The sequence below is a fragment of the Ferruginibacter sp. genome (assembly GCF_014377975.1).
Classification (GTDB): Bacteria; Bacteroidota; Bacteroidia; order Chitinophagales; family Chitinophagaceae; genus Ferruginibacter.
The window spans coordinates 18,548-42,292 of the sequence record NZ_JACMOO010000095.1 but is presented as its reverse complement, the minus strand read 5'-3'; the positions used below and the strand labels follow the sequence as shown (position 1 = coordinate 42,292).

General features: G+C 37.4%; 24 protein-coding genes. 8 read left to right on the top strand and 16 right to left on the bottom strand.

Features of this window, described 5'->3' with window-relative positions:
* The 7 genes from H7254_RS05700 to H7254_RS05670 form a co-directional block, all read left to right on the top strand.
* The coding region (locus H7254_RS05700; protein WP_301932054.1) for a hypothetical protein at positions 1-385 on the top strand (385 nt) is incomplete at its 5' end.
* Between the two features lie 448 nt (positions 386-833).
* A complete protein-coding gene (locus tag H7254_RS05695; RefSeq protein ID WP_301932053.1) occupies positions 834-1,079 on the top strand; it encodes an AIM24 family protein in 246 nt (81 codons plus the stop codon).
* Between the two features lie 107 nt (positions 1,080-1,186).
* On the top strand, positions 1,187-1,804 hold the full coding sequence (locus H7254_RS05690) for a class I SAM-dependent methyltransferase (protein ID WP_301932052.1): 618 nt from the start codon (positions 1,187-1,189) through the stop codon (positions 1,802-1,804).
* Positions 1,804-2,139: a helix-turn-helix transcriptional regulator gene (locus H7254_RS05685; protein WP_301932051.1), complete on the top strand. Its 336-nt coding sequence runs from the start codon at positions 1,804-1,806 to the stop codon at positions 2,137-2,139. The genes H7254_RS05690 and H7254_RS05685 overlap by 1 nt, the downstream gene beginning before the upstream one ends.
* Before the next feature lie 17 nt (positions 2,140-2,156).
* Entirely contained in the window at positions 2,157-3,014 is an 858-nt protein-coding gene (locus H7254_RS05680) for an arsenite methyltransferase (protein WP_301932050.1), read from the top strand.
* A 61-nt stretch (positions 3,015-3,075) separates the two neighbouring features.
* A complete protein-coding gene (arsB, locus tag H7254_RS05675; RefSeq protein WP_301932049.1) occupies positions 3,076-4,152 on the top strand; it encodes an ACR3 family arsenite efflux transporter in 1,077 nt (358 codons plus the stop codon).
* A gap of 17 nt (positions 4,153-4,169) precedes the next feature.
* The gene (locus H7254_RS05670; RefSeq protein WP_301932048.1) at positions 4,170-4,565 is read left to right on the top strand and encodes an arsenate reductase ArsC; all 396 of its coding nucleotides are present in this window, start codon (positions 4,170-4,172) and stop codon (positions 4,563-4,565) included.
* Positions 4,566-4,610: 45 nt separating this feature from the next.
* On the opposite strand, the gene H7254_RS05665 is transcribed toward H7254_RS05670, so the two are convergent.
* On the bottom strand, positions 4,611-5,366 hold the full coding sequence (locus H7254_RS05665) for a Bax inhibitor-1/YccA family protein (protein ID WP_301921970.1): 756 nt from the start codon (positions 5,364-5,366) through the stop codon (positions 4,611-4,613).
* A gap of 302 nt (positions 5,367-5,668) precedes the next feature.
* Here H7254_RS05665 and H7254_RS05660 point away from each other — a divergent pair, with 302 nt between their 5' ends.
* Complete coding sequence (locus tag H7254_RS05660; protein ID WP_301932047.1) at positions 5,669-7,525, top strand: 2-oxoacid:acceptor oxidoreductase subunit alpha; 1,857 nt, start codon at positions 5,669-5,671, stop codon at positions 7,523-7,525.
* A gap of 190 nt (positions 7,526-7,715) precedes the next feature.
* Here H7254_RS05660 and H7254_RS05655 read toward each other — a convergent pair whose 3' ends face one another.
* The 15 genes from H7254_RS05655 to H7254_RS05585 all read right to left on the bottom strand — a co-directional run bounded on the left by H7254_RS05655 (position 7,716) and on the right by H7254_RS05585 (position 23,672).
* On the bottom strand, positions 7,716-8,645 hold the full coding sequence (locus tag H7254_RS05655; protein ID WP_301932046.1) for a phosphatase PAP2 family protein: 930 nt from the start codon (positions 8,643-8,645) through the stop codon (positions 7,716-7,718).
* Positions 8,638-9,273 carry a sterol desaturase family protein gene (locus H7254_RS05650; RefSeq protein WP_301932045.1) on the bottom strand — a complete coding sequence of 212 codons (636 nt, stop codon included), beginning with the start codon at positions 9,271-9,273 and terminating at the stop codon, positions 8,638-8,640. Before H7254_RS05650 ends, H7254_RS05655 begins: the two co-directional genes overlap by 8 nt.
* Before the next feature lie 24 nt (positions 9,274-9,297).
* Positions 9,298-9,837, bottom strand: a complete 540-nt coding sequence (locus H7254_RS05645) for a DUF4833 domain-containing protein (RefSeq protein WP_301932044.1) — start codon at positions 9,835-9,837, stop codon at positions 9,298-9,300.
* 1 nt (position 9,838) lies between these two features.
* The gene (locus H7254_RS05640) at positions 9,839-10,558 is read right to left on the bottom strand and encodes a CDP-alcohol phosphatidyltransferase family protein (RefSeq protein ID WP_301932043.1); all 720 of its coding nucleotides are present in this window, start codon (positions 10,556-10,558) and stop codon (positions 9,839-9,841) included.
* A gap of 17 nt (positions 10,559-10,575) precedes the next feature.
* Complete coding sequence (locus H7254_RS05635) at positions 10,576-13,134, bottom strand: DUF5686 and carboxypeptidase-like regulatory domain-containing protein (protein ID WP_301932042.1); 2,559 nt, start codon at positions 13,132-13,134, stop codon at positions 10,576-10,578.
* 373 nt (positions 13,135-13,507) lie between these two features.
* Positions 13,508-13,963 (bottom strand): phosphatidylglycerophosphatase A, encoded by a 456-nt coding sequence (locus H7254_RS05630; RefSeq protein WP_301932041.1) that lies wholly within the window; start codon positions 13,961-13,963, stop codon positions 13,508-13,510.
* A 168-nt stretch (positions 13,964-14,131) separates the two neighbouring features.
* Positions 14,132-15,115: an NAD(P)-dependent oxidoreductase gene (locus H7254_RS05625; protein WP_301932040.1), complete on the bottom strand. Its 984-nt coding sequence runs from the start codon at positions 15,113-15,115 to the stop codon at positions 14,132-14,134.
* Positions 15,112-16,233: a hypothetical protein gene (locus H7254_RS05620; protein WP_301932039.1), complete on the bottom strand. Its 1,122-nt coding sequence runs from the start codon at positions 16,231-16,233 to the stop codon at positions 15,112-15,114. The genes H7254_RS05625 and H7254_RS05620 overlap by 4 nt, the downstream gene beginning before the upstream one ends.
* Positions 16,230-17,441, bottom strand: coding sequence for an aminotransferase class I/II-fold pyridoxal phosphate-dependent enzyme (locus tag H7254_RS05615; RefSeq protein ID WP_301932038.1), 1,212 nt, complete (start codon positions 17,439-17,441; stop codon positions 16,230-16,232). Before H7254_RS05615 ends, H7254_RS05620 begins: the two co-directional genes overlap by 4 nt.
* A 70-nt stretch (positions 17,442-17,511) precedes the next feature.
* Positions 17,512-17,952: a MarR family winged helix-turn-helix transcriptional regulator gene (locus H7254_RS05610; protein ID WP_301932037.1), complete on the bottom strand. Its 441-nt coding sequence runs from the start codon at positions 17,950-17,952 to the stop codon at positions 17,512-17,514.
* A gap of 378 nt (positions 17,953-18,330) precedes the next feature.
* Positions 18,331-19,332, bottom strand: a complete 1,002-nt coding sequence (gene mgrA / locus H7254_RS05605; protein ID WP_301932036.1) for an L-glyceraldehyde 3-phosphate reductase — start codon at positions 19,330-19,332, stop codon at positions 18,331-18,333.
* 111 nt (positions 19,333-19,443) lie between these two features.
* The gene (locus H7254_RS05600; RefSeq protein WP_301932035.1) at positions 19,444-20,322 is read right to left on the bottom strand and encodes a sugar phosphate isomerase/epimerase; all 879 of its coding nucleotides are present in this window, start codon (positions 20,320-20,322) and stop codon (positions 19,444-19,446) included.
* A 56-nt stretch (positions 20,323-20,378) separates the two neighbouring features.
* A complete protein-coding gene (locus H7254_RS05595; protein WP_301921985.1) occupies positions 20,379-21,284 on the bottom strand; it encodes an alpha/beta hydrolase in 906 nt (301 codons plus the stop codon).
* Positions 21,285-21,373: 89 nt separating this feature from the next.
* Positions 21,374-21,937 (bottom strand): gluconate 2-dehydrogenase subunit 3 family protein, encoded by a 564-nt coding sequence (locus H7254_RS05590; protein WP_301932034.1) that lies wholly within the window; start codon positions 21,935-21,937, stop codon positions 21,374-21,376.
* 22 nt (positions 21,938-21,959) lie between these two features.
* On the bottom strand, positions 21,960-23,672 hold the full coding sequence (locus tag H7254_RS05585) for a GMC oxidoreductase (protein ID WP_301932033.1): 1,713 nt from the start codon (positions 23,670-23,672) through the stop codon (positions 21,960-21,962).
* Positions 23,673-23,745 lie beyond the last annotated feature (73 nt).

Genomic DNA, 23,745 nt, shown 5'->3' with positions numbered 1-23,745 from the left:
GAGTGCCCTGCTATTAGCAACAATAGGTTTACTATTTACTTTTTTACCTGCTGAAATACTACAGTATTTTAATGCTGCTGCTTCTAAACCATTTGTATTACTGATACAAATCTCAGGTGCCCTTTACTTTAGCTTTGCCATGTTAAACTGGATGACAAGGTCAGGTGTATTCGGGGGCATTTACAACAAACCAATTATAGTTGCTAATCTTACTCATTTTTTGATAGGTGCCCCTGCCCTTGTAAAAGCAGTATTGGCCAACCCCGGTTTACCTCCCTTACTATGGGCTGCAGCTGCAGTATACGCCCTTTTTGCAATTTACTTTGGTATTCTTTTTATGAAAAATCCAGCAGCAAAAACGCAACGGGCAGGAGCCAAACAATGATACAAATAGCTGCAATTTCAGGAACATTAAAATACATTTCTTTCAACACAAATATTTTGAAAGCCAAGGCAACAGTAACCACGATAAATAGCATAGGTATAATTTTGTAAGGAGTAGATCAATCAGTATATGTCAACCCTGACAAGGAAGAAAATATTGCCATCATGAAATTTATTCCAAAAGATATTGACGCATACATTGATGCTCAACCAGAAAATGATCAGGCTGCACTTGAAAAATTCACCAGGCTATTAAAGCAACAGTTCCGGATGCCGAGGAATTAACCAGCTATTCGAATTTCAAAAAGATTGGGTACCGGTATATTCGGAGGTGTAGAATTTATCGTGGAAAAACTGGAAGGTGATTGTTTGGCATTTGCACATGCAGGCAGATATATAATACAATAAGAACTGACGGCCGGTAAATTTTAAAAGTAGAAACCGATTGTGTGGTAGCCTATACACAGGGAATTTATTTTGATATTGAGTTTATACGAGGCATCAAAAACTGGATGTTCGGCGGCGACGGTTTGTATTTTGCAATCCTTACCGGTCCGGGAAAAGTAGGGTTACAATCTTTACCCATCAGCAGGCTTGCGGGCAGCTTGATACGGTACGCGCCACAAATGGTTGGCAGAAAAGAAGAAGGAAGTATTTTAGGCGGTCTGGATAATTTATTTGATGGAAGGGAGTAATCACTAAATTTTTACTTAATACGGGCCTTACTGTACAGTCAGGCATTTTATTTTTTATCTGGACGACTAATTTATTTAATCGTATATTTGCGATATAAGATTTGAAGATGAATAAAAAGCAACATTGGGAAACTGTTTTTACCTCAAAAAAAATAGACGAGGTAAGCTGGTATCAGCAAACACCACAAGATTCTATCAACTTTATAGAACAACTTGAATTACCAAACACTGCAGCAATTATTGATGTTGGAGGAGGTGACAGTTTTTTGGCAGACAATCTTGTTGATAAAGGATATAGCAATATAACTGTATTGGATATTTCATCTGCTGCAATTAAAAGGGCAAAACAAAGGCTTGGCCGTAAAGCTGCAAAAGTAAAATGGATTGTTGCAGATGTACTTGAATTTACCGATACAATAAAGTATGATTGCTGGCATGACCGGGCTGCGTTTCATTTCTTTACAAAAGAAGATGAAGTGAAAAGTTATTTAAGTATAGCACAACAGCACTTAAATACATATGGTAAATTAATTATCGGCACATTTTCCACCGACGGTCCTGAAAAATGCAGTAGCTTACCTGTAAAGCGATATAACGAAAATTTACTCACCAGCGCTTTGCAACATTGGTTTACAAAAATTTACTGCGTTACTACCAACCACACTACGCCCTTTAAAACCCTTCAAAATTTTTTATTCTGCAGCTTTAAAAAATTAAGTACATAATGGCCATTCACAAAAAAGAATCATTTACACAAAAAGAACAGGACCTGGCCGAGTTTGCAAAAGCACTCGCCCATCCTGCAAGAATTGCTATCCTGAAAGTATTGGCAGAACACAACGAATGTATTTGTGGTGAGATAGTAGCGGTTTTGCCACTGGCGCAATCTACCGTATCGCAACATTTAAAGGAATTAAAAAATGCAGGCCTCATCAAAGGAAGTGTGGATGGACCAAGGAGTTGCTATTGTATAAACTGGAAAGCTTTTGAAAAATTTAACCAGCAGTTTAGTTTGCTGTTTACGAATCTTAAAATAAAAAATAAAAAATCCTGTTGTTAACTATTAAAATAAAAATTATGAAGAACGATCATGAAATGAAAGAACTTGTTAGAGAAAAATATACAGCGATTGCTTTACAAAGCCAAACTCAAAATGCTACTTCCTGTTGTGGAGCCACATCGTCCTGCTGTGGGGATGAAGTGTACAATATAATGGCAGATGATTATACCAAACTGGAGGGCTATAATCCGGATGCTGATTTGGGGTTGGGTTGCGGACTGCCGACCGAATTTGCCAAAATAAAAGAAGGCGACACCGTAATTGATTTAGGCAGCGGTGCAGGCAATGATGCATTTATAGCCAGGCGGTTTACCGGCAAAACAGGCAAGGTAATTGGAATTGATTTTACTGAACCGATGATAAAAAAAGCAAGAACCAATGCAGATAAATTAGAATTGAACAATGTAGAATTCCGGCAAGGTGATATTGACGATATGCCTGTGACCAGTAATTACGCCAACGTTATTGTAAGCAATTGTGTTTTGAATTTGGTACCTAACAAACATAAAGTGATCAGCGAAATTTACAGGGTGTTAAAGCCAGGTGGCCATTTTTCTATCAGCGATATTGTGCTCGAAGGTGAGCTGCCTGCCAAATGGAGAGAGATCGCAGAGTTGTATGCTGGCTGTGTTTCAGGCGCCATTCAAAAGCAGTTGTACCTTGAAATTATTGAACAGGCAGGTTTTAAAAATATTAATTTACAAAAAGACAAAGTGATCATTATACCAGATACCATTTTATCCAATTACTTAACTGCGGATGAAATACTGGAATACAAAAATGGAAAAGCTAAAATTACAAGCATTACCGTGTATGCAGAAAAGCCGGTAAAAGATGAGCGCAATTGTTGTGAGCCTGGAAGCGGATGTTGCTGATAATTCGGTAAAGCCAGTTTTAAAAATCTGGCTTTATTATTAAACCCGGAAATATATTTTTATGAGTGCTATTAATTGTGCCCCTGCGCAGGAAAGAAAAAAATTAAGTTTTCTAGACCGCTATCTCACCATGTGGATTTTTTTAGCAATGGCTGGGGGTGTGGCAATCGGGTATTTTTACCCTTCTTCATCTACATTTATTAATTCCTTTTCTTCCGGTACAACCAACATCCCATTGGCGGTAGGATTGATATTGATGATGTATCCCCCACTGGCAAAAGTAAGGTATGAGAAGATGGGTGAAGTGTTTAAAAATATCAAAGTGCTGGGGGCTTCTTTATTGTTAAACTGGGTTATTGGCCCCATATTGATGTTTATATTGGCTATCACATTTTTACAAGGCTATCCCGAATACATGATTGGATTGATCTTGATAGGGCTGGCCCGCTGTATTGCCATGGTTGTAGTGTGGAATGAACTAGCCGAAGGTAACAGGGAATATGCCGCGGGGTTGGTTGCATTGAACAGTATTTTTCAGGTGGTATTTTTTAGTATATATGCCTATATCTTTATTACTGTTTTACCGCCGCTGTTTGGGTTAAAGGGATTAACGGTGAATATTACCATTGGTGAAATTGCAAAAACGGTAGGTATTTATTTAGGCATTCCCTTTGCCGCCGGTATCGTCAGCCGCTATGCATTAATAAAACTAAAAGGAGCAGATTGGTTCAATGAAAAATATGTTCCGGTAATTTCTCCGGTCACCTTGATTGCGCTGCTTTTTACCATACTGGTGATGTTTAGCTTAAAGGGTGAATTGATTGTGCTGATACCAATGGATGTAGTCAGGATTGCTGTTCCACTGGCCATTTACTTTGTGATCATGTTTGTAGTCAGCTTTTTTACAGGTAAATATTTTGGCGCCGATTATTCCCGGTCAGCCTCGATTGCATTCACCGCCACCGGCAATAATTTTGAACTGGTTATAGCTGTTGCGATTGGTGTATTTGGCATCAACAGCGGAGAGGCTTTTGCAGGTGTAATTGGTCCGTTGGTAGAAGTACCAGCCTTGATTGCATTGGTAAATGTAGCTTTCTGGTTTAGAAAAAAATATTATACTAAAACGGCAATTTCATAATACTTTAATCAAAAAAAATGAAAAAGAAACTATTGTTTGTATGTATAGAAAACAGTACCCGCTCGCAAATGAGTCAGGCATTTGCAAAAATAACTGGTGGTGATAAAGTAGATGCTTTTAGCGCGGGCAGTAAACCCAGCGGTACTGTAAATCCCAAAGCAATTGCAGCCATGAAAGAGCTGGGCTACGATTTAAGTATCCATGACAGCAAAAGTTTAGATGAAGTAAAAGCTTATGCCCCATTTGATGTGGTTGTAACAATGGGTTGCGGTGATGCCTGCCCCTGGATGCCCGCCAAACAATTTATCGACTGGCAGATACCCGACCCAAAAAACATGGAGCCGGAACAGTTTAATGAAGTGAGGGATTTTATAAAAAACAAAGTGAAGCAACTGATTGAATCGCTGCAATAAAAAAACCGCCCCGATAGCGGAGCGGTTTTCATTACTAAAAACTGATTATCTTCTATCACTCAATTTTCCTAATAGCCTTAATATTTCCAGGTATAACCAAACAATGGTAACCATTAATCCAAAAGCACCGTACCACTCCATGTATTTTGGTGCTCCTGCTTCTGTACCCTTTTCGATCATATCAAAATCTAAAATAAGGTTTAATGCAGCTACCACTACCACTACAAGGGAAAAGCCAATGCCCATTAAAGAACCTTCATGCAAAAAGGCCATATCAACACCAAACATCCTTAATACCATGGCAATTAAGTAAAATATTGCAATGCCTGCAGTAGCCGTAAAAATAACAGCCTTAAATTTTTCAGTGGCTTTTATAATTTTAAAACTATACAACAAATACATGGCGATAGCTGTACCAAAAGTTAAGCCCACCGCATTCATAACAATATTAGGAGCTTTGGTTGCAAAAACATCATTGTACGTGGCAGATATTGCACCTAAAAAAAGGCCTTCCAGTAAAGCATACAACGGAGCAAGATAACCCGCCCACTCTTTTTTAAAAATAATGATAACTGCCGTAATGAGTCCACCGATAAGGCCCGTCCATATAAGTGGCTGTACATTTCCGCCAATTGCAAATTCTTTCCAGGAATAATACGCTGTACCCATCAGCATTAACAGCATGAACCCAAATTTATTTAAAGTACCCCTCAGTGTCATCGTTTCACTATTACCACCAACAAATACAGACTGAAAATTTTTTTCTGATAAAGCAGGATTACCTGATTTGAATAAGGACATAATTGATAATTTTTTAGGATGTAAAATTAATTAATTTAATAACAGGTATTGAAAATGATTTATTGCAGTGTTGTTAATCTTTTTTACTTACGAAAAAATATTTCTGACCTTTACTGATATGTACAACCGTACGATCAGGCAGGTTAGAAAAATGTAAAATAATGCCCAACATTTACTGCATTTATACGCTGAACAACCTGTTATTTTTAAATAAAAATATGACAGGTTTACTGATAAAATAAAGATGCAAAAGCCTGTTTACACAAATAAAAATGATTGTAACTTGCAGTAATTAAAAAAATATGAGATCAGACCAGGTATTATCCGAAGTTGTAATAAAATTTGCAGGCGATAGTGGCGATGGCATGCAATTAACCGGCAGCCAGTTTACCAATAACACTGCCCTGCTGGGCATTGACCTCGCAACGTTTCCTGATTTCCCGGCAGAGATCCGTGCCCCGATAGGTACGCTTCCCGGCGTGAGTGGTTACCAGTTGCGTTTTAGCAGCGATAGAATTTTTACTCCCGGTGATGCCTGTGATGTGTTGGTAGCCATGAATGCGGCTGCTTTAAAAGTAAATTTAAAAGCTTTAAAACCCGGCGGAATTATCATCGCCAATATTGAAGGTTTTGACAGCAAAAATCTGCGCCTTGCTAATTATCCGGAAGGGGTTAACCCGCTGGAAGACCATAGTCTTGAAAGCTATGAGTTAATTACAATTGATGTTACCAAAATGACAAGGGAAGCATTGAAAGAATTTACCATGGGGATGAAAGAAAAGGATCGTGCAAAAAATATGTTTGTACTGGGATTTTTATATTGGATGTACAATCGTGAAATGGATAATACCATTCAATTTATTAAAGAAAAATTTGGAAAGAAGCCCGAGATTTTTGAAAGTAATGTTAAGGCTTTACAGGCCGGTTACAATTATGGTGATACCACTGAAACCTTTACAACGCGTTACAAAGTGGAGAAAGCAAAGATGGATACCGGAACGTACCGTTCCATTATGGGTAACCAGGCTTTATCTTATGGTCTTATTGCAGCTTCGCAAAAAAGCGGTCTACCTTTGTTTTTAGGAAGCTACCCCATAACCCCTGCCAGCGATATTTTACATGAACTAAGCAAGTATAAAAACTTTGGTATAAAAACTTTTCAGGCCGAGGATGAAATAGCTGCTATCACATCAAGTATTGGTGCAAGTTATGGTGGCAGCCTTGCGGTAACCACCACCAGTGGCCCGGGAATGGCGTTAAAAGCAGAGGCAATGGGTTTAGCAGTGATGCTTGAAATACCATTGATTATTGTAAACGTACAACGTGGCGGACCAAGCACTGGTTTACCTACCAAAACAGAGCAAAGTGATTTAATGCAGGCGTATTACGGCCGCAACGGCGAGTGTCCGATGCCGATAGTTTCCGCAACAACACCAAGCGATTGCTTTGCTGCGGCCTACGAAGCCGTAAGGATAAGTGTACAACACATGACCCCCGTTATATTATTGAGTGATGGATATATTGCCAACGGTGCAGAACCCTGGAAATTTCCAACGGCTGATGAACTGCAGGAAATAAAAGTATCTTTTGCGTCGCAGAATGTTGCAACCGACCTGGATGATAAGGGTAAATTTCAACCGTATAAAAGAGATGAAAAACTAGTACGCCCCTGGGCAATACCTGGTACGGCGGGCCTTGAGCACCGGGTAGGTGGTTTAGAAAAACAGGATATTACCGGCAACATCAACTACGAACCGGAGAACCACCAGCACATGGTAAAAACCAGACAGAAAAAAATTGACCTGATTGCCAATTACATTCCCGAACAAAAATTAGATAGCGGTGCTGAAAAAGGCAAAGTGTTGGTGCTTGGATGGGGAAGTACGTATGGTACTATTAAAAGTGCCTGTAAGGAATTGCAGGAAAAGGGCGTGGAAGTATCACATGCACATCTCAGGTATGTTCGGCCTTTTCCAAAAAACCTGGGCGACATCATCAAAAATTTCGATCATGTTTTAATCCCCGAAATCAATAACGGGCAGTTGATAAAAATAATCCGCGATGTATATTTTGTGGATGCGAAAGGCTACAATAAAATTATGGGTATCCCGATTACGAAAGCGGAATTGGTTGATGAAATTAATAAGCTGCTTGTTTGATGGATGATGTATGATGGCTGAGCTGACTAGGGTAGTCAATTTTTTGGATACCTCTTTTATTATAGTAGCCTGTAACTGTTAGTAAACTGTTGTACAAATAAGTCATCAGGACAATACAAAATGGTGCAATTTTTTACCGATGCAAAATGCTCACACTAATGAGCCATAGCATCAAAAATTTGACATTACTTCAAATTTTCGATAAATAATATTGTAAAAAACGCTGAACCGGTTGCGCAGGTAAAATCAATTTTTTGAAAATAAAAATGCCTGCTATTGCACAGGCGATTCCCGCCACAACATCCAGCACATAATGATGGCCAGTGTATATGGCTGCAAACCAGATACCTGCCATCACAAGAGCAAACAGTGCATTAATCCATCCCATTTTTTTCTTTATTCCGTAGTACAATACTATCATGGGGTAAGCGACGTGGAGCGAAGGCATTGCCGCAAATACATTGCTGCTTTTGGCATAAATACTTTTAAAAATACCCACATCAAAATAATCATCAAACCTTTGCAGGCCGGCACTGTTACCAGGCGTATTGGCAAAAAAGGCAGATCCATACTTTTGAAAATACCAGGGTGGCGCCGCCGGGTAAATATAATAAATTACAAATCCTATTAAATTTACCAGCAGAAAAGTTAAGGAGAATTGGAGGAAAGTTTTTTTGTCTTTAAAAAAAAGTCCTGCAGCAAATGCAAGCGGTAACGGGATCCAGCATAAATAAAATATGCCGGAAAGTATATCCAGAAAAGTAGTGGAATGATTGAACCAAAATTCGTTGGGGGTTACAACAATTCCATTTTGATGAATACCGAAAATGGATAACTCGGCCTGATGCAATCGCAAAATACTTACCGGGCTATAAGCGTAGTTGGGAAAGGCTTTCATATAATCAAATATGATCCAGTACACAATAAAAATAACGAAAGCGATCATAAATTTTCTGCTGATGGCAGAAGCAAAATAGCCTGTACAAAATATTACCGACAATACAAGTTGGTCTGTATTATACCCAATTAAAAGAAATGAAACAAGCAGATACGCGGCTACAATAAAAAATATTATAACAATGCCATTGAAAGAATAAAATGAAGCGTCGGAATTATTCATTAACTTTTTTAGCTTCCCTGACAAATCCTGATCTTAGTATTATATCCCATAAAGAACTGCTTACACCATAGCCTTTCTCAGGATCCTGGTAGTGATGCAGCATGTGGTGTTGCTTTATTTTTTTCATAATACCACTTTTAAAATTATGATGGTGCATGGCATAATGTAGCATATCATATATTAAGTAGCCTAGCAAAAATCCTGGAAAAAAGGAGAATAATAATTGAGGCACTAAAAAACTGTTGAATAAAAAATAAAATAACGTAGCCAATGGAATACTTACTGATGGCGGTAACACAAGTCTTTTTTTATCTCTCGGGTAATCGTGATGAACACCGTGAAAAATAAAATGCATTTTTTTCCCAAATTCAGAAGTTGGCTGAAAATGAAAAATAAAGCGGTGCATGATATACTCAGTAAGCGTCCATACAGCAAGGCCGATAAGAAAATACAATCCAAAATTTAAGAAGTTTACACCTGCGGAAAAGGCTTTGTAAATAAAAATAAAAATGGCGGGTACAAAAATAAATAAAGGCACCGCAAAATGAACTTTGGAAAGATTTTCTATTAAATCACTCTTAAACATTCTTATCGATTCCTCAGAATTTGAAACATAATTCTTTTGCATTACTGATCATTTAAAATAATAAAATTAAATTTTAAGCCGTTCCTTAATGGGTAAAAGGGTGGTTGGGTCAATACCAGTTACCTCAACATATTCAATATTTGGCGACCAAAAAGTACCCCCTTTTATTTCAATATAAATACGGGTTAAAATGGCCGGTTTTTTATTAATGGTGGTGTACACATGAAACTGTTTATCTGATGACTGCATCAGATACATTTTGTATTTTTTGTACGATACAAAATTCAGTTCATATTTATTTTCACCAATCTGCCTTGTTTTAACACCATAGGCAAATTTACGTTGTATATAACTCAGGTCTTCTGTCTGTCCTTTTTCCTGGTAACGAATCCAGAATACATGTATCGGATCTTCCTTATCAACAACACCCTCTTTATAATTCAATTCGCACACAATGGTGTTTGTATTGGGTGTACGCTGCAAAAAAAATAACTGCTTTTCATTGCCACCAGGTACCGGAAAAATTTTGTCCTGCGCAGCAGCAAAGTTAAATACAAGTTGAGTAACGAGCAATAACGTAACAAAAAATAACGGTTTTATATACATATCATTTTGTTTGTTGGCCTTTGGCCTCCAGCGCTTGTTTTGCATTCATCAATCTTTTAATTGCCGTTATATTTGTTAACACTGCCATTACAGCAATTGGTAGTGTAAAAATAGTCATGGTTTCAAATACATGAAAAGAAATTCCAGGTACATAATATTTATAGTCTCCGCCAATAAAATGACCGGTTACGCCACAGGCGATGGCAGATAAAGCGATTAAAATTACTCTTTCCGGTCTTTGCATTAACCCACCACTATTTTGAATGCCCAGCCCTTCGCTTCTTGCCCTGATATAGCTAACCATCATGGAACCAATCATAGCGATAAATGCTGCCAGTGAGCTGATAAAATAATGATGCGCCACCAGGTAATAACAGATACCGAGAAACATAATCAGTTCGCTATATCTATCCAAAACAGAATCAAACAAAGCCCCAAAAGATGAACTCATATTTCCAAGTCTTGCCACCTGCCCGTCCAGCATGTCGAACAAACCGGCAAACAAAATTAATGCCCCTGCCCAGCCCACGTAAGACAGGTCTCCACGATTACCCTGTTCAGCACCCTTTATAAATACTATTGCAACCATTATATTTAATACCAGCCCGGCTACAGTAACAATATTGGGCGTAAAACCTATCTTTATAAGCCCTTTTACCAGTGGGTTTATCACTATGTAAATGCCTTTTTGCAGTTTATCTCTTACTAAAGTATCTCCCATACTTTCATTTTTTATTATTAAAAATCAACCCTTACCCTTGTCCTTATTCCCCAGGTTGAAATATCCGGATGATCCAGGTAAGTAAGTCTTTTAACCACATCAACCCGTAATATTTTAAAAATATTGGCAATGCCTACACTGGCTTCCATATAAGGTATTTTGCTAAGTGAATAAGTGGTGGGCACGCCCAACAAACCTGCTTTAGGAAAATTGTATACACCGGTATTTTTTGATGGATTATTTTCATCCCTGATACCACCATACAGTATTTTAAAACTAGCTACTTCCCTTAGTTTTAATTTTTTTAGCAACGGTATTTTATTAAAGAAGAAACCATTGAAATAAAAATCGGTATTCACTGCTGCATAATGATCACTGACAAACTCCATAAAGTTCATCAGGTTATATGCGTTTACTTGATAAGCGTAGCTTTGGTTAGCACGATGAATGTCGAGCAACGGGAAAGGCACTTGTCCAAAAATATGCCCTGCCTCCAGGGTTACATCTGCATAACCCAACTGCGATAAATAACATCTTTTAGCGATGGCCAACGTTAGCTGCTGATATTTATATTGCCCGTGTAAAAAGCCTTTAAAACCATTCTGAATAAGAAGGGTAAAAATGGGAAATTTGTTTCTGATAGGAGCACGAAAATTATTGCCCTGGTAAAACTGTTCATGCGGTGCCCATCTTAATTCTGCACTTATTTCTGAAGTAGTAATATCAGGTATAGTATCTAAGCGGCCAGGCAGATTTTTTTCGAATACAAGAGATCCTGCGGGCGTTTGTTTTAAATTTGAATATCTGAATTTATAGGTAAAGTTTTTACCAAATTCATGTACATATTCCAGCTTATAACTATCCTGATAAAACCATTTACCGGTTTTGCCACGTTTAAAAGACAGTAAAAAATTATCTTCTGCTGCAAAAACCAATTCCTGCCCTGGTAAAGCAGTTTCATATTGCCGGGTAAATTTTATATAATTTAACGGATAGGTATAAATTGATTTGCCGTTAAAAGAGTAGGCCCCGGCAAGGAGGTATTTATATTTTTCATCTTTAAAACCATAGCCGCCATAGCCTTCAAGATAAATATGTTTGCTGAAATCAGGCGTAGTGCGGCCCCCTATTTTTACCCTAAACCCCTCAAGCGAATTAAAACTGTAAAAAGTATTGGTGTTACCCAGTTGAAAGCCTCCAAATTTAATATACCCTGAAAAAAGCAATGTTGCAATCTTAAGGGTATTTTTAAAAGATTTCATATTTTTTAAACTGTCAATATTAGCATACACTTTTGCTTCTACATTTGATAGTTGCTGATGCCTGTTGGCCATCCAAAAACTATCGGTATTGTTTCCAGGCATGTTGAGCCTTACTTCATCACTACCGCTGTAAATACTGTCTGCGGCTGGTTTATTAGCCGTAAAATTCTTAAAAGAGACTGTTCTTTCACCCAAAATACCGGAGCTTGAATTTTGACGGAGTGAAAACTCTGCTATCATGGTGCTTTTTATCACATGATATCTTCCATCAGCAGGATTTTTTTCAAAATCCTGGTTGATCTTTAGTTCTCTTGCCCAGTTTAAATTGGCCTTTTTACTGATAGACAAATTGATTTTCTGCACTCCATAATTGCCATCGAGCGTTACATACATTACCCCTTTAAATAAAAGGTCGGTAGTATTACGGGGCATAAAATTTAACCTGATCAATTTGATGCCCTCATTTTCAACAGTATCGGTAATGTAAAACCTGTAAAATGTGGGTGCCATGTCCGCAATAGGGCTTAAAAACTGGGAGGTGAGTACAACAATATTGTTATCATAAATATTGATATCTGCGTACAGTCTTTTAAGATAAGATGTTATTCCATTTTCATCCAGCAGGTCACCATAATTTACCTTTTTTTCAGCCTGAATAAATGATTTATTTTTAAGTGGATTTTTTCTGTAGTAATTCTGAGATAGTTTTTCTTCCAGATAAACCGGCACCAGCGCTTTACCTTCCAGCGTAGTTGTATCTACATTTTCAAGAATAAACTTATAGTTTTTAAACAACCGGTTACTCATTATTTTTTCCGGCTTATTGGTAAGGGACAGCTCAAGTTTTTCATATTGCTGATATTGTACAAAATCGTAGGCAGTAATTTTATTTTTCTCTTTATTAGCAATTACCTTATCAATTAATTCTACTGCAGGATTATCTTTATTCCTGTATTTACCCCGTTTTGTTTTTATTACTACCGTGCTTAAAGAATTGGTAGTTTCAAAATCTATATTAACAATTTGCTCTTTACCGGAAATAATTTTTTTTAGTGTCTTTTTATACCCTGTATAAGAAAATACAAGTGTGGTATACTTGCTGTTGTTTGATTGTATTGAATAGCTTCCATCATCATTACTGGTTACACCATTTCCCCCCTGAAAATAAATACTAACAAAAGCCAGCGGCTCCTGGGTAACGGCATCTTTTACAAATCCCTTTACTGAAGTCTGAGCACTTATTGTTATAGTACAAATCAGCAGAATAAATAAAAATAGTCCCCTTCGTTTTATCCACCAATTTTCAATTTTCATTACTTATTTTTAAACACTTGCCTTTTTTGAATGTAGTAATTCTATGCAAAGGCCACAATAGCAAACGTGGTAACTTTGCAATAACATACTGAACTTTTAATATTGTACTCAACACATAAAGGCTGTATGTGTAAAGACTAAATTATCCGTCCAGCTTAGCAAGCATCTTTTAAACTGCACACTAATGAAACTACCCTGTGAGAAAAATCCAGGGCCTGCCAATAAAATAATTTGCAGTATTTCCAAAGAACGTTATTATAACGACCGCTTCCAGCGGGTATACCTACAAAAAGTAAGCCGCCAAAATGATCACCAGCTAATGACATATGCCTGATAGTTAAAGAAGCCGCAGTAACTGTAAGAAATAATTTTATTATAGAAAATATTGAACCTGTAACAACAATTTAATCCCTATCAAAGCATATACTCCAGCCAAAACATCATCTGCCATTACGCCCCAGCCTCCCGGCCATTTTTCCAAACTTTTTATTCCTGCTGGTTTTACAATATCAAAAAATCTGAATAACACCAATGCAATAAAAGCGTACACAATTTTTTGTGGTACAAATAATAAAGCTACGCACATACCTGCTACTTCATCTATCACTACTTTACTGCTATCTTTTCCCCATATCTCATCTACTTTATTGCCGCTTACAATACCTGTGGCAATAATAAAAAAAGCTATTACCCACTGCCAGACTGAATCTGAATAGGCGACAGGCAGTAATAACCATATAATACAATATAATAAAGCTGCGATAGTACCTCCACCCTTACCTACATAACCAATGCCTAGTACAGATGCTATTATTTTATAAACCTTCATTTCATTGATTCAACGGCCGTAAATTGTTAAGCCGGATTGATGAATTAACAACGATTAACCAGGAATACTTTTTCGGGATTGCTGTATCTGCAATCTTTAAAAATATAATTTTAAACTAAACCACACTTTCTTCCCCCACAATTTTAATATCTTTTCCAAATTTTATATCTATAATAATTTATTTTTCTGATACCATGCAATGCTATCTTTTAAACCTTCTGTAAGACTGAATTTTGGATTAAAGTTTAAATCCTTTCTTGCTTTACTTATATCACAAAACCAATTGCTTGCAGTCAGTTCGTATAATTTTTCCCGGTTGATTACCGCCGGTTTATTTAGCCATCTACTGGTAGTTTCCAAAAAATAAGCCAATAGTTTTACTAAAGGCATTGGTATGTGAAACCTGACTGCTTTTTTGTTTAATATCTTTTTGGTAATGTCTGCAAATTCATACCTTTTGTAACTGTTGCCATCAGAAATATTATATACTCCTTCTTTATCTACAAACAAGGCCTGCACTGCAACATCCGACACATCTCCTGCATAAACAAAACTTAATTGTTGCAAAAATTTTCCCATGTATGGATCAAATCCCCTGCTCACTGTTTTAAGCATTATAAAAATATCTTTATCTCTCGGACCATAAATAGCTGTTGGGCGCAGGATGATAAGGGGTATATTTATTTTTGACAATTCTATCTCTGCCAGCAATTTACTTTTTCCATATGCTGTAACCGGCCGGGGATTGGATTGCTCTGTAATAACGCCTGCCAAATCCATTGCCGGACCTACTGCTGCCAGGCTGCTGATAAATACCATCTTTCTAAAACTTGTACCAATTTTTTCCGCAGCTTTCGCCAGGTTAACAGAGTTAACCGCATTGATATCATTGTAGTGGTGTTGACGCAATGCCTTTGTTACACCAGCGACATGAATGATAAAATGTATTTTATTTTCTACAAGTACTTTCGATAGTTCATCCACATTATTGTAATCAAGAAAAAGGTATTTAACCGGAAAGTTTTTCAGGTGATCAACATTGCTGTTTTTTCTTATTGCTGCATATACCAACAGTTTTTTTTCAAGCGCCGACAATATGATATGGTATCCTAAAAACCCACTGGCCCCTGTTACTAAAACGCTTTCACTCATATTGCTTTTTCAAAAATTCTATACCGCTTGTATACCTTCGCATTCATTTTCAACAAACCTTTGTTCATCATTTCGTTGTCTTCCAAAATCCAGGAAGCCTCTCCTCCCCGTATTTTTTTGTCCATGGCTCTTTGAATTATTTCAGCATAAAAAAATGCTTCTATTCCTGCCTTTCTATATTCCTTGTTTACGCCCAATGCTATTACCCTTACATAATTTATTTTCTTTTTGCCGAATAATAATTTAAAAATTCCCGTCGGTAATAAGCGTCCTTTTTTTATTTTTATTAATGTCTGGTTGATATCTGGAATGGCCAACGCAAAACCAATGGTGTTTCCTTCATACTCTGCTACAAATGCAAAGTCTTTATCCAGTATCATTTTAAGATCCTTGGCCAGGTATTTAAATTCATCATCGGTCATAGGCACAAAACCGGTGTTCTCTTGCCATGCCGCATTGTACACTTTTAATATTTTTTGTACCTCGCTGTCGAAATCTTTGAGATTGATATTTCTAATAATGATATTTCTATCTTTTAACCGCTGACGCAACAGTTCTTTTAACTTCAGCGTTTTTTTATCTACAACGTTGGTGGGCAGATCATATGCTAACAGGTCAACATTTTTTTTAAACCCTTCTTCAGTTAACAAATCAAGATAATAAGGTTTATTGTATGTCATCATGGCTACAGGTGGAGAATCAAAACCATCTATCAGTAACCCGGCCGTTTCGTTCGTGGAAGGATTTACCGGTCCAATCATTTTTGTAGCGCCTTTGTCAATCAGCCATTTTTCTGCTTCGTTCAATAATTTTTTTGATACTTCCCGATCATTATACAAATCGTAAAAACCAAAAAACCCTTCCGTTACGTTTTTAAATTTATTGTGATTGTTATTTAAGATTGCAGCAATACGTCCTTTGATGACCCCATCTTTATACGCCAAAAAAAGCTGCATGGTGGAATGTTTGTGAAAAGGATGTTTACCGGGTGTTAAAATATCATGCTGAGCTATGTGTAATTCAGGAACATAATTAGGATCTCCCTCATACAATATGTGCGGAAAATCTACAAAAGCTGCCAATTGCTTCTTGCCTTCAACCTTCTTTATTTCAATCATGCTCTTTTAACTTTTAATAATGGCACTTTCAATTTGTATGAAACTTTCTTGATTTTTTCTACCGCATAATCTATTTGTTTAAAAGAATGCGTTGCCATTAATGAAAAACGAATCATTGAAGAATCACTGCTGACTGCCGGAGAAACAACGGGGTTAACAAAAATTCCTTCATCCATCAGCATTTTTGCCATTAAAAATGTTTTCTCATTGTCTCTTACAAAAATGGGAATGATGGGAGATTCTGATAACCCAATGTCGAACCCGGCCTTCTTAAAAGCATCCAATGCATAATTGGTATTGGCCCATAATTTTTCAATTCTTTGTGGCTCGTTTTTTAAAACAGCCAATGCAGCTAAAGCACTTGCTGTGGCTGCAGGCGTAATGCTGGCACTAAAAATTAAAGAGCGGGCATGATGTTTTAGATATTCAATAATTACTTTATCAGCAGCTATAAAACCTCCGATAGAAGCGAGCGATTTACTAAATGTACCCATGATGAGATCAACTTTATGGGTTATGTTATAGTGGGCTGCGGTACCCTGACCTGCGGGCCCAAGTACACCCAACGAATGTGCATCGTCCAGAAAAATGGAGGCATTGTATTTTTTTGCCAAAGCAGCTATTTCATCTAATTTGGAAATATCTCCTTCCATACTAAACACACCATCTGTAGCAATTATCTTAAAGGCTTCATACGGTACATTGCTTAATAACTTTTCCAGATGTACCATATCGGAATGGCCATATTTGTACAATTTAGAAAAAGATAAACGTGCGCCATCAATGATACATGCATGGTTCAATTCGTCTGAAAATATATAATCCGTTCTGCCACCCAAAGCTGATAATACGCCAACATTTACCTGGTAACCTGTACTAAAAACAAGGGCAGCTTCTTTACCTACAAACTGCGCCAAAGCTTCTTCCAGTTCAATGTGCAAATCCAGGGTTCCGTTTAAAAAACGGGAACCTGCGCAACCACTGCCGTATTTATCAATGGCTTTTTTACCGGCTTCTTTTACCTCGGGATGATTGGTTAAACCAAGATAACTGTTTGAACCAAACATTAGTACCCGTTTACCTGCAATAATTACTTCAGTATCCTGGTCACTTTCGAGTGGCCTGAAAAAAGGGTAAATGTCAGCAGATTTTAAATCTTCAGCAGTCTTAAATGCTGATACTTTTTCTAGCAAAGTTTTATTAGTCATTGCAGTTTTTTAAATGTTTCCTTATGCGTTTTAATTACAAAAAATATTGTATTATTAAAGTAGAATTATTTTATTTACATTTTTCCTGAATTTTTGCCAGCACGCACATACAGGTTTCCAGATCTTTTTCATTGATCCCTTCTTTCAAAATCCCATCCTGCCCCAAAAATTTACCGTGCATGATATCTACAACAGATTTTCCAGAGCTTGTTAGTTCAATCACATTTTTTCTTCTGTCTCCTGCAACAGGCAATCTTTTTACAAAACCCTTTTCCTGCAAAATGTCGATAGACCTCAATATAGCAGACTTTGTTTTATCCATTATAGTAGCAATATCCTGTTGTATCATTTCTTTTGTTGTGCTACGCGACAGATAATACAGTACCCCTAATTGCTCGAAAGTGATATCTTTAGTGATATCAGAAAAGGCTCCATTGATTGTTTTTAACAGTAATTTTCCTGTATGAACAATCATAAAACCAAGTGTATCCGGCATTTCTTTACAGTCCATATATCAATAGTTGCGTAGTAAACTATCGTAAAATTAACAAACTATTCTGGTAGCCATCAAATAACTTCAAAAATAAAAATATAATTAACCGCCTGTTTTTGACTATAGTACAAAATCAGAAACAATTTTATTTAACAAAACACGATGAGCAAACATGCATTTTTATAGTAATAATTTTAGTTGTTTTTGACAAAAATTTTCTATTTTAAAAGAATGAAATTTAATAAAAGAGTTAAGAAAAATGGCTGTAAAAAACTAAAAGGATTTATTTTTTTACCAATTCAAAATAAATTTGCATAATAGCAGCCCGGTATTATCCATCTGCTTCGTAAAAATGAAATATTATTTTTTGATAACACTACCTGTTTCCTGAAAAAATCAATCTGTTTTTAAAATTTGTTCTATTGCTGCAAGTTCTTCCTGATTAAAGTCAGGATTATTTAATGTAGCAAGATTATCGTGTAATTGTGCCACACTGCTTACCCCAACTAAAACTGTGGTAACTCTTTTATCTTTCAATATCCAGGCCAACGCCATTTGCGCAAGTGACTGACCTCTTTTTTGAGCCAGGTTGTTTAATGAATTTAATTGTGCCAGTACTTCGGGTGTAATGGCACTTGCCTGTAATGCCCCGTGCGCTTTTGCTGCCCTTGATTGTTCCGGTATATTTCCCTGAAGGTATTTATTGGTTAACAGCCCTTGCGCCAGGGGAGAAAACGGAATGCATCCAACGCCATTTTTTTCCAGTACATCCATCAATCCCTCTTCCACCCATCGCTCATACATAGAATATTTTGGCTGATGGATAAGACAGGGAGTACCGAGATCTTTTAATATTTTGATCGCTTGTTTTGCTTCCTGCAAGCGGTAATTAGACAAACCAACGTATAGCGCCTTACCACTTTTTACAATATCATGTAAAGCCTGCATTGTTTCTTCCAGCGGTGTATCGGGATCGGGACGATGAGAATAAAAAATATCCACATAATCCAATTGCATGCGTTGCAGGCTTTGGTTAAGACTGGCAATTAAATATTTTCTTGATCCCCATTCTCCATAAGGACCAGGCCACATGTTATAGCCTGCCTTGCTGGAAATAATCAGTTCATCCCTCAAATTACCAGTAAAATCTTTTTTCAAAATACTGCCAAAGTTCTCTTCAGCAGAACCGGGAGGTGGCCCATAATTATTAGCCAGATCAATGTGCGTTATGCCGTTGTCAAAAGCAGCACGTATAATTTCGCGGCCGTTTTCAAAATTATCAACCCCACCGAAATTGTGCCAAAGGCCCAGTGACATTGCGGGTAATAATAAACCACTGTTGCCGCAACGGTTGTAAGTCATGGTATCATATCTTGCAGATAAAGGTGTGTAATTCATATTTAGTTTTTAATATAAAAATTGGTATGCTAAAAGTTAGTGTGTTTAGTATATTAAAAAATAGTTGTAAAGTCTTCACTGCACAACTATTCAATTACTAATTAACTTTTTTTATTTAAGCAAATTCTTTTTCATGTAATCCGCACTCGTTTTTATACAGTCAAACACAGGATGCCTGTATTGCTCCTGTTCCACAAAAGTATACTCCAGACCGGCAATAGCTTTTGCAGCAAATATCGGCTTCCAGTCAATAATACCTTTACCCACTTCACAGGTTTGCCCTTTAGCGCCGCTGGCATCAGGCTTTTCCATGTCCTTAATATGCCACATTGGGAAACGTCCTGGGTATTTTTTAAACCACTCTACGGGGTTTTGATCTGCATATACAACCCAATATAAATCCATTTCAAATTTCACCAGGTTAGGGTCGGTGTTATTTAGTAATATTTCATATTTGGTAATATTTCCTTCTTTTTCAAATTCAAAATTATGGTTATGATATGCCGTGGCGATACCAGCCTTTTTACTTAACTCTCCACCCTTGTTCAATCTTTCTGCAACTCTTTTAAAGTCATCGCCGGTTCTGTGTTTGTCATCGAGGTAAGGAATGGTAATATATTTATTGCCCAGTGTGGTGGCATCTTCAATTAAATATTTCCACGTATCCCAGTTGTAACCGGGTGCATGTAACATATCTGCAAGACCATAATGACCACTCACCGTTTTAAGATTGTTATTTTTTAACATCGATGCAAACTGCTCTACGGTATTTCCGAAAAACATACGGTTGTTGTAACCGAACAGTTCCAGGTTAGTATACCCTGCTGCTGAAATTTTAGCAAGTGCATTTTTGATATCTTTCATTTCATCTCTTACAGTATAAAGCTGAAGACCCAAATCTTTATGCATTTTAAATAAGTTGGGTGTATTAACCATTGAAACTGCTGTAAGAACAGAACACTGTTGTATAAATTTTCTTCGTGTAACCATGACTGTTATTTTGTAATTTTTGTAAAACAACTTATTTCATAAGATAATTTACTGCTCTACCAGCCATGGTTTTGCATCCAGTTTTTACAACGTTCCATCCAATGTTCATTTTTATTTTTTAAATTCAACCCAAAACCATGTCCACCGGTTTCATACAAATGCATTTCGGCCGCTACATGATTTTTTAATAATGCCTGGTAAAATACAATACTGTTTTGTGGTTTTACCGCGTCGTCATCACTTGCATGCACTAAAAAAGTTGGTGGTGTATCGGTGTTTACCTGCAACTCGTTTGAGTATTCAATAATCTTTTGAGCAGATGGATTTTTACCAATCAGGTTATCCCTGGAACCCATGTGTCCGATGCTGTCTGCGAAGCTGATTACCGGGTAAATCAACAACATAAAATCGGGGCGAAGGCTGGTATTATTTGGATTTGAGATAACTGACTTGCTAAAATGTGTTCCTGCAGTTGATGCAAGATGTCCCCCTGCTGAAAAGCCCATTATACCAACTTTAGCAGAATTGACGTTCCATTGTTTAGCACCTTCCCTTACTATCTTTATAGCTTGCTGTGCATCCTGCAATGGTCCAATTTCCGGATCAATCATTGTTTCAATATTTGGAATCCGGTATTTTACTACAAAGGCAGCTACGCCCATATCTGTAAACGTTTTTGCAATATCTGCACCTTCATGCCCTGCAGCTACAATTGAATATCCACCACCGGGGCAGATTACTACCGCCGTACCTGTTGCGTTTTGTTTTGACGGAAGATAAATGCTAAGGGTAGGTATGGATATTTTACTAATGATCAGTATACCATTCGACTGTTCTGATTTTTCTTCATTTTTTGACGGCTTGCTATTGGGAATGCTGTCTTTGTATAATGGTATAACTGTTTGGCACATGAGTAACAATGGGGCAATGTGAAGAAGAAGTATAAGGGCAATTCTTTTCATAATCGTTTTATTAATTCTTAAACATGACCAATAAGCAAAGGCCATTTGCTTCTGCTTATTGAGTTAAGTTATTTATAGCTAAAATAATTCTATGTTGCCCAGGCTCTGTCTCCTTTTTTATATGGATATGAACCATCATATTTGCCTGGCACAGCAATATAACGCAAAGCTTGTGTGGCACCTTCTTTTGATGTAAAGTACCCGAATAAAGTTAACTGTTTCATCATAGTAAAATAATGAGCTGGATCTTCAGGCTTTTTGCTTTTCTGGTAGTCTTTAGCTTCTTTATCAAGCGCAGTAAGCAGGGTAGTTCTTTGCTCGGGAGTAGCTTCTAAGAAAGATTTGCCATTGGCTTTTTTGCAGGCTTCTTCCAGTTTGCCAATGCCCGCATGAAATATTTTCTGATCCTTATCTTCATAAGTATCATTTACCATTACCACCATAAACTGGCCAACTTTTGCAGCTTTAGCTCCGGGGGTTTTAGTTGCGGGCAAAATGGTTTCAGCTACTTCATCCAAAAAAGCAGTATCTGCTTCCCCGAATGTTGCACCTCCTACCATGGGGCCGCTTTTACAACTGGTGAGCAACTCACCACCAATGAATACACCGCCCGTTAAAGCTGCGATCATTTTTAATAACTCTCTTCTTTCCATATTGATAGTTTTTATATGCTTATTATAAATTCCCTTTTTTTAATTCGTTCACCGCAAAATCGCAGGCTCTTGCAGTTAAAGCCATATAGGTGATTGATGGGTTTTGACAAGCACTTGATGCCATACATGACCCATCAGTTATGAAAACATTTTTTACCTCGTGCATCTGGTTGTTGCCATTTAAGACAGATGTTTTTGGATTCTTTCCCATTCTTGCCGTACCCATTTCATGAATACAAAAACCTGGAGCAGGTGCATTGTCATAAGAAGCTATATTTTTCAATCCTGCTTTTTCAAGCATTTCTACAGCACTGTCTTTCATGTCCTTACGCATTATCTTCTCGTTTTCTTTAAACTCACAATCTATATCCAAAGAAGGCAGGCCCCATTTATCTTTCTTATCTTTACTAAGAGTTACTTTATTTTCGTAATAGGGTAAATGCTCACCCCAGCTACCTATCCCAAATGTCCATTTACCAGGTTCTGTTAATGATTCTTTATAACCGGCACCTATCCCACCCTCAATGCTTATTTTTCCGCGACCTCCACCTCCCTGGTAACCAAAACCACGCACATAATCTTTTTGCTGAGTAGCCTGATTGATATTTCTAAACCGCGGAACATAAATACCGTTGGCCCTACGTCCGTATGTATATTGATCACTAAAATCTTCTGTTTCTCCATGCGCCCCTACGCCGTAATGATGATCCATCAGGTTATGCCCCACCTGTTCACTTGAATTACCCAAACCATTAGAAAAAGCATCCGAAACTGAATTCAGCAAAATGTGGGTTGTGCCCAATGTAGAAGCATTTAGAAAAATAATTTTTGCATAATACTCCTCAGTCTTCATTGTTTCTGTATCCAGAATGCGTACGCCAATTGCTTTTTTCTTATCCTTATCATATATCACCTGCTCTACTACAGAAAATGGCCTTAATGTCATATTACCCGTTCTTGCAGCGGCAGGTAATGTTGCGGCATTGCTACTAAAATATCCTCCAAACGGACAGCCTTCATGGCATTTGTTTCTAAACTGGCAAGGACCCCTATCCCCCACTTTCATTGTGTGATTGGCAGTACGGCCAATGATCATTGTTCTCCCATCACCAAAACTTTTCTTTATTCTTTCAGCTACTTGTTTTTCCAGGCAATTCATTTGCATGGGAGGCATAAACTTACCATCGGGTAACTGTGGCAAATTTTCAATTGATCCGCTTATTCCAACAAAAGGCTCAACATAATCATACCATGGTGCGATGTCTTTATAACGGATGGGCCAGTCTACTCCATGCCCGTCTTTTGCATTGGCACCAAAATCCACATCACTCCACCGATAACATTGCCTTCCCCAGGTTAAGCTTCTTCCGCCAACATGGTTGCCTCTTATCCAGTCAAATGGTTTTACCTGTGTGTAAGGATTTTCAACATCGTTTACAAAGAATTTTTTAGAAACTTCGTTCCAGGCATAAATTTTACTTTGCGTCGGGCTGTTGATTCTATCTGGCTGAGTGGTGGCACCATGGTGCGTTAACTCCCATGGATCTTTTGTGGTATCTGTATAATCTTTTATATGCTCTACATTGCGGCCTCTTTCAAGTACCAAAGTTTTTAAACCTTTTTCACATAACTCTTTAGCAGCCCAACCACCGCTGATGCCACTGCCCACTACTATTGCATCGTACGTGTTCTGTGCTATCGCCTTGTTATTGAAGTTGGTTGAATCGCCTGGCATACTTTTACTTTTATTATTCTGATTATTATCAATTCCAGGAACTACATCACAGCACTGATCATGCTTTCACCCA

Coding starts and splice junctions, on each gene's coding strand:
- H7254_RS05690 (WP_301932052.1), top strand. CDS start 1,187: ATGAATAAAAAGCAACATTGGGAAACTGTTTTTACCTCAAAAAAAATA.
- H7254_RS05685 (WP_301932051.1), top strand. CDS start 1,804: ATGGCCATTCACAAAAAAGAATCATTTACACAAAAAGAACAGGACCTG.
- H7254_RS05680 (WP_301932050.1), top strand. CDS start 2,157: ATGAAGAACGATCATGAAATGAAAGAACTTGTTAGAGAAAAATATACA.
- arsB (WP_301932049.1), top strand. CDS start 3,076: ATGAGTGCTATTAATTGTGCCCCTGCGCAGGAAAGAAAAAAATTAAGT.
- H7254_RS05670 (WP_301932048.1), top strand. CDS start 4,170: ATGAAAAAGAAACTATTGTTTGTATGTATAGAAAACAGTACCCGCTCG.
- H7254_RS05665 (WP_301921970.1), bottom strand. CDS start 5,366: ATGTCCTTATTCAAATCAGGTAATCCTGCTTTATCAGAAAAAAATTTT.
- H7254_RS05660 (WP_301932047.1), top strand. CDS start 5,669: ATGAGATCAGACCAGGTATTATCCGAAGTTGTAATAAAATTTGCAGGC.
- H7254_RS05655 (WP_301932046.1), bottom strand. CDS start 8,645: ATGAATAATTCCGACGCTTCATTTTATTCTTTCAATGGCATTGTTATA.
- H7254_RS05650 (WP_301932045.1), bottom strand. CDS start 9,273: ATGCAAAAGAATTATGTTTCAAATTCTGAGGAATCGATAAGAATGTTT.
- H7254_RS05645 (WP_301932044.1), bottom strand. CDS start 9,837: ATGTATATAAAACCGTTATTTTTTGTTACGTTATTGCTCGTTACTCAA.
- H7254_RS05640 (WP_301932043.1), bottom strand. CDS start 10,558: ATGGGAGATACTTTAGTAAGAGATAAACTGCAAAAAGGCATTTACATA.
- H7254_RS05635 (WP_301932042.1), bottom strand. CDS start 13,134: ATGAAAATTGAAAATTGGTGGATAAAACGAAGGGGACTATTTTTATTT.
- H7254_RS05630 (WP_301932041.1), bottom strand. CDS start 13,963: ATGAAGGTTTATAAAATAATAGCATCTGTACTAGGCATTGGTTATGTA.
- H7254_RS05625 (WP_301932040.1), bottom strand. CDS start 15,115: ATGAGTGAAAGCGTTTTAGTAACAGGGGCCAGTGGGTTTTTAGGATAC.
- H7254_RS05620 (WP_301932039.1), bottom strand. CDS start 16,233: ATGATTGAAATAAAGAAGGTTGAAGGCAAGAAGCAATTGGCAGCTTTT.
- H7254_RS05615 (WP_301932038.1), bottom strand. CDS start 17,441: ATGACTAATAAAACTTTGCTAGAAAAAGTATCAGCATTTAAGACTGCT.
- H7254_RS05610 (WP_301932037.1), bottom strand. CDS start 17,952: ATGGACTGTAAAGAAATGCCGGATACACTTGGTTTTATGATTGTTCAT.
- mgrA (WP_301932036.1), bottom strand. CDS start 19,332: ATGAATTACACACCTTTATCTGCAAGATATGATACCATGACTTACAAC.
- H7254_RS05600 (WP_301932035.1), bottom strand. CDS start 20,322: ATGGTTACACGAAGAAAATTTATACAACAGTGTTCTGTTCTTACAGCA.
- H7254_RS05595 (WP_301921985.1), bottom strand. CDS start 21,284: ATGAAAAGAATTGCCCTTATACTTCTTCTTCACATTGCCCCATTGTTA.
- H7254_RS05590 (WP_301932034.1), bottom strand. CDS start 21,937: ATGGAAAGAAGAGAGTTATTAAAAATGATCGCAGCTTTAACGGGCGGT.
- H7254_RS05585 (WP_301932033.1), bottom strand. CDS start 23,672: ATGCCAGGCGATTCAACCAACTTCAATAACAAGGCGATAGCACAGAAC.